The sequence below is a fragment of the Roseovarius sp. genome (assembly GCF_018066915.1).
Lineage (GTDB): Bacteria > Pseudomonadota > Alphaproteobacteria > Rhodobacterales > Rhodobacteraceae > Roseovarius.
Map to the genome: position 1 here is coordinate 1 of NZ_JAGPVV010000063.1, position 5,994 is coordinate 5,994.

Genomic DNA, 5,994 nt, shown 5'->3' on the forward strand with positions numbered 1-5,994 from the left:
AGGATCGCAACTCCGGCGAACGCCGCGAGCGCACCGAATGGCACACCGTCGCCATCTTCTCCGAAGGTCTGGTGCGCGTGGCCGAGCAGTATCTGCGCAAAGGCTCCAAGGTCTATATCGAGGGCAAGCTGCAGACCCGCAAATGGCAGGATCAGTCCGGTCAGGATAAATACAGCACCGAAATCGTGCTTCAGAACTTCGAATCGACCCTCGTCATGCTCGATGGGCGCGGCGAAGGCGGGGCCAGTGGCGGCGGCGGCAGCTATGGCGGCGGTCAGGATCAGGGCTACGGCGGCGATTACGGCTCTGCCCCGGCACCTGCTTCGGGGGGCGGCGGTGCCCGACCTTCACGCGATATGGATGACGAAATCCCGTTCTGACGCCCGGCTTTAACCCGCCCTTAACGGTCCCTGCGCTCTGATCGGGCGCATGGACCTCTACCTCTCCGATCCCAGCCCGCCTCCCGGCATGGCCCCGCTGCACCAACAGCCGCACTATGCCCGCGCGCTCACCGCCATGGGTGTTGTCGTTCAGACCCTGCGCGCCACGCAGGACGGGCAACCGCGCGCTCAGGCGCAAGTGGTGCGCCGCCGTCTTGGCCCACTCACCCTCACATGGATGCCGCGCGGCCCGATCTGGGCACCGGACCTGCCCGCCGCTGACCGCGACGCCTTTCTCAGCGCCTTGCGCCATGCCCTGCCCGGCGGCCTCTGGCTCGCCAATGCCAGCAGCGCCGCAGAGGCCAGCCACTTGGCCTGCCATGGCTACCGCGCGCTCATCCCCGGTCAGACGCTGGCCGAACTCGATCTGCGCCTGCCCATGCCCATGCGCCTTGCTGCCCTGCATGGCAAATGGCGCAACCGTCTGCGCCATGCTCAGGGCGCGGGGCTTACGCTCCATGAAACCGCGTTCGATTCCACCAGGCACCACTCCCTGCTGACCCAAGAAGCGGCGCAGCAACGCGCCCGCCGCTACCGCGCCCTGCCTCCGGCCTTCACGCTGGCCTATGCCGCGCAAAACCCTGGTGCCGCGCAGGTCTGGTCGGCAGAGCACAAGGGCCAGCACCTCGCACATCTGCTGATCCTCACCCATGGCGACACCGCCACCTATCACATCGGCTGGACCGGGCCCGAGGGGCGCCGCCTCTCGGCGCACACGCTCCTTCTCTGGCAGGCCGCCAATACGCTGGCCGAAGGCGGCATCGCACGGCTCGATCTCGGCCCCGCCGATACTACGCTATCTCCGGGCCTTGCGCGCTTCAAACTGGGCAGCGGTGCCTTGGCACAACGCCTCGGTCCGAGTATGCTGGCCCTGCCCCGTGTCACCCCCCTGTTCCCAAAGCGACACAACCACGCGGCATGATCCGGCCTCAGGGGCGCTTTGCCTCTGGTCTTTCCGCGTCGCGGCGTATAGGGCGCAGGCGAACAATGTCAGGACAGCTACACCCCATGGATCTGCGCAATATCGCCATCATCGCCCATGTCGACCACGGCAAGACCACGCTCGTCGACCAATTGCTGAAACAATCAGGCGCCTTCCGCGCCAATCAGGCCGTCGACGAACGCGCCATGGACAGCAACGATCTGGAGCGCGAGCGCGGCATCACCATCTTCGCCAAACCCACCAGCGTTCTCTACAAGAAGACCCGCATCAATATCGTCGACACCCCCGGCCACGCCGATTTCGGCGGCGAAGTCGAGCGTATCCTGTCGATGGTCGATGGTGTCGTCCTTCTCGTCGATGCCGCCGAAGGCCCGATGCCGCAAACGAAATTCGTGACCGCCAAGGCGCTGCGCCTCGGCCTGCGCCCCATCGTCGTGCTCAACAAGGTCGACAAACCCGATGCCGAACCCGACCGCGCGCTGAACGAGTGTTTCGATCTCTTCGCCTCGCTCGAGGCCAATGACGATCAACTCGATTTCCCGCATATGTATGCCTCTGGCCGCGCCGGTTGGGCCGATCACGAGCTTGACGGCCCGCGCAAGGACCTCTCGGCCCTCTTTGATCTCATCGTCAACCATGTGCCTGCGCCCAAGCAACTCGCCCATATCGACGACGATTTCCGCATGCTGGCCACCACGCTCGGGGCTGATCCCTTTGTCGGCCGCCTGCTTACCGGCCGCGTCGAATCGGGCCGCCTCAAGGTGGGCCAGACCGTGCAGGCCCTCAGCCGCATCGGCCAAAAGATCGAACAGTTCCGCGTGACCCGGATTCAGGCCTTCCGCGGCCTGTCGAGCCAGGACATCGAAGAGGCCAGCGCCGGCGACATCGTCAGCCTCGCGGGCATGACAAAGGCGACCGTGGCCGACACGATCTGCGCCCTCGCCGTCGAAGACCCGATCGCGGCACAGCCGATTGATCCGCCCACCATCACCGTCACCTTCGGCATCAACGACAGCCCCCTTGCCGGGCGCGAAGGCAAAAAGGTCCAGAGCCGGGTGATCCGCGAGCGCCTGATGAAAGAGGCCGAATCGAACGTCGCCATCAAAGTGACCGACACACCGGGCGGCGACGCTTTCGAGGTGGCCGGGCGCGGCGAATTGCAGATGGGCGTGCTGATCGAGAACATGCGCCGCGAAGGCTTTGAACTCAGCATTTCCCGCCCGCAAGTCCTCATGCGCGAAGGCGAAAAAGGCGAGCGGCTGGAACCGATCGAAGAAGTCACCATTGACGTGGACGACGAATACACCGGCGCCGTGATCGAGAAGATCACCGGGCCCCGGCGCGGCGATCTGGTCGAGATGAAACCCTCGGGCGCGGGCAAGACCCGGATCATCGCCCATGTGCCATCGCGCGGGCTCATCGGTTATCATGGCGAATTCCTCACCGACACGCGTGGCACCGGCGTGCTCAACCGCGTGTTCCATTCTTGGGCACCCCATCGCGGCCCGATCCCCGGTCGGCGCGCGGGCGTGCTCATCTCGATGGAAAATGGCGAGGCGGTGGCCTACGCCCTCTGGAATCTCGAAGAGCGGGGCCGCATGTTCCTCGGCCCGCAGGCCAAGATCTATACCGGCATGATCATCGGCGAGCACAGCCGCGACAACGACCTCGAGGTGAACCCCCTCAAGGGCAAAAAGCTGACGAACGTCCGCGCCTCCGGCACCGACGAGGCCGTGCGCCTGACCACGCCCATCACCATGAGCCTGGAAGAGGCCATCGCCTATATCGACGATGACGAACTGGTCGAGGTCACACCGCAGTCGATCCGCCTGCGCAAACGCTATCTCGACCCGCATGAGCGCAAGCGCATGTCGAAAAAGGACTGAACCACATCGCCCCGGCCCTCGCGCCGGGGCTTTTGCTTTCAGGGGGCAATCATATAGCGCCCCACGGGGATCAGCCCCTCTGGCCCCCGCCGCGTCACGATGATCTCGCCCGATCCCGCGCCAAGCCCGGTCAGCGCCGTGATATTGACCTGATGGGTCACGATCAACACCCGCGTCGCCTCTGGCAACGCCTCAATCAGGGCCAAGGTCGCGGCGGTCTGCCGGTCGGGATCGCCTTGGCCTGCGTAAAAAGAATCGAGCGGTGGCTGTTCCACCACAGCGCCCATGCCCATCAACTTCGCCGTGTCACGCGCCCGGCACCAGCGGCTTGACCAAACCTGATCAAATTCGACCCCCGCCGCCCGCAAGGCCGCGCCGGTCTCCTGCGCCTGCGCCCGCCCCCGCGCATCCAGATTGCGCTGCGTCGCGCAGTCCCCCAACCGAAATCCCGCAGGATCACCGGTCCCCGGTGCCAAGGCATGCCGCATCAGCGCCACAACCCCCGGCGACTTAAGCGCCGAAAGATCCTGCGCCGCCGCAAGGCTCCCCACAAAAATCAACCAAAGTGTCAGAAAAACCCGCATCGCCCGCTCCTGTCTTCCGACAAGAGCTAGGGCCAGGCGTCGGACGGTCCAGCCTACTCGGTGATTTCGACGATCACCAATTCCCGCTCGGATGCGCCCCGCGCATGATCGAGCGCCGCCTGATATTCGGGGCTGTGGTAACAGGCTTCGGCGTCCTCGACGCTCGGGAACCGCGCCACCACATTGCGCGGCCGCTCCTTGCCCTCCAACTGCACGAACCGCCCGCCGCGCGCGATAAACACGCCGCCATGCTTGGTAATCGCCGGTCCGGCAAGCGCGGCATAGCGGCCATAGGCCTCGGTATCCGTCACGGTCACATGGGCAATCCAGAGGGCTGGCATCGGGTAAAACTCCTGTCTTTTCAGTTAAATACCGTCCACAAGGACGATATCACGCTCGCTGCTATTCAGCGCCAGCGGCAAAATACGCCGATAGGCATCAGAGCCATACCACTCCAGCGCCCTCGCCCGGTCGGGGAATTCGATGATGACATGCCGGTCGGGGCAATTGCCCTCCAGCACCTCCTGCGCGCCCCCCTTGACCAGAAACCGTCCGCCGAATTTCTCGGCGGTCGCTACGGTCTGGCTGGCATAGGATTGATAATCCAGCGGATTCGTGACCGTGATCCGGGCAATGATATAGGCGCTCATCCATCCTCCCTAGGAGGTCATGACCCCCTCGATAACCCCGGTTGCCGCCGCAATCGCGGCCTCGGCCCCGTCCATGCTCGTGCCGCCGCCCTGCGCCATGTCCGGGCGGCCACCGCCCCCCTTGCCGCCCAGTTCGGCCACCGCCGCGCGCACCATCTCCACCGCCGAAATCCGGTCGGTCAGATCGTCGGTCACGCCCGCCGCCACAGCCACCTTGCCGCCGGTATCGGCAATAAGCAAGACCGCACCAGAGCCAAGCCGCGCCTTCATCTCGTCAATCAGCGGTGGCAGGTCCTTGCCCTGCACGCCCGCCAGCACCTGCGCGATGAGCTTGACACCGCCCACCTCGCGCGCCTCTGCGCCGCCGCCCTGCCCGGCCCCGCCCGACATGGCGAGCTCGCGACGCAGTTGCGCCACCTCATTGGCCAGCGCGCGGCGCTCGTCCATCAGCGCCTTGACGCGCTCTCCCACATCCTCGGGTCGCGCCTTTAGGTCCGAGGCCACCTGCCCCAGACGCGCCGCCTGCCCGCTCAGATAATCGAACGCCGCCGCCCCGGTCAGCGCCTCGATCCGTCGCACACCGGCACTCGACGCCGAATCGCCAAGCGCCACAAAAACGCCGATATCGCCCGTGCGCCGCACATGCGTGCCGCCGCAAAGCTCGATCGAATAGGTCCGCCCATCGGCCCCTTTGCCCGATCCCTCGGCCTGCCCCATCGACACGACCCGCACCTCGTCGCCGTATTTCTCGCCAAAGAGCGCCTGTGCCCCGAGCGCGCGCGCGTCATCGGGGGCCATGATCCGCGTCTCGACCGGCGCATTCTGCCGGATATACGCGTTGACCTCGCGCTCGACCTGCTCCAACTCCTCGGCACTCAGCGCCTTGGTATGGCTGAAATCAAACCGCAGCCGATCCTCGGCATTCAGCGAGCCGCGCTGCGCTACATGATCCCCAAGCGCACCGCGCAACGCCTCATGCAACAGATGCGTCGCCGAGTGATTGGCCCGAATGGCGCTGCGGCGGGCATGGTTCACCTCGAGTTGCGCGGCCTGCCCCGCCTTGATCTCGCCCTCCTCAACCACGGCCATATGCACGAAGAGCCCCGCCACCTTCTTGGTGTCGGTCACGCGCACGCGGCCCGTCTCGGTCTTGAGCGTGCCGCTGTCGCCCACCTGACCGCCCGATTCCGCATAGAACGGCGTCTGGTTCAGCACGATCTGAATGCTCGCCCCCGCGGCCGCATGGCCCACGCGCGCGCCCTCGGACACAAGCGCCGCAATCTGCCCCTCGGCCCGCTCCGTGTCATAGCCCAGAAAATCGGTCGTGCCCTTTTCCTCGGCAATATCAAACCACACCGCCTGATCGGCTGCCTCGCCAGTGCCCGCCCAAGCCGCGCGCGCCTTGGCCTTCTGCTCGGCCATGGCTGCGTCAAAGCCTGCGGTATCCACCTCGCGACCCTTCTCCCGCAGCGCATCCTGCGTGAGATCGAG

The 5,994-nt window shown here is 65.8% G+C and carries 7 protein-coding genes; 3 read left to right on the forward strand and 4 right to left on the reverse strand.

The features are described from left to right. From ssb to typA, 3 genes are all read left to right on the forward strand, one after another. Positions 1-380, forward strand: a 380-nt coding sequence (gene ssb, locus KBT70_RS03955; RefSeq protein WP_296629060.1) for a single-stranded DNA-binding protein, incomplete at its 5' end; no start/stop codon positions are given. 49 nt (positions 381-429) lie between these two features. Then, the gene (locus KBT70_RS03960; protein ID WP_296629062.1) at positions 430-1,362 is read left to right on the forward strand and encodes a GNAT family N-acetyltransferase; all 933 of its coding nucleotides are present in this window, start codon (positions 430-432) and stop codon (positions 1,360-1,362) included. 86 nt (positions 1,363-1,448) lie between these two features. Then, complete coding sequence (typA, locus tag KBT70_RS03965) at positions 1,449-3,269, forward strand: translational GTPase TypA (protein ID WP_296629064.1); 1,821 nt, start codon at positions 1,449-1,451, stop codon at positions 3,267-3,269. A gap of 38 nt (positions 3,270-3,307) precedes the next feature. Here the strand turns inward: typA and KBT70_RS03970 are convergent, their stop codons facing one another. From KBT70_RS03970 to KBT70_RS03985, 4 genes are all read right to left on the reverse strand, one after another. Further along, on the reverse strand, positions 3,308-3,853 hold the full coding sequence (locus tag KBT70_RS03970) for a histidine phosphatase family protein (protein WP_296629066.1): 546 nt from the start codon (positions 3,851-3,853) through the stop codon (positions 3,308-3,310). 53 nt (positions 3,854-3,906) lie between these two features. Further along, entirely contained in the window at positions 3,907-4,194 is a 288-nt protein-coding gene (locus KBT70_RS03975; RefSeq protein ID WP_296629068.1) for a DUF1330 domain-containing protein, read from the reverse strand. Between the two features lie 24 nt (positions 4,195-4,218). Then, positions 4,219-4,503, reverse strand: a complete 285-nt coding sequence (locus KBT70_RS03980; protein ID WP_296629070.1) for a DUF1330 domain-containing protein — start codon at positions 4,501-4,503, stop codon at positions 4,219-4,221. A gap of 9 nt (positions 4,504-4,512) precedes the next feature. Then, positions 4,513-5,994 (reverse strand): alanine--tRNA ligase-related protein (locus KBT70_RS03985; protein ID WP_296629072.1); only part of this gene is annotated, 1,482 nt, incomplete at its 5' end.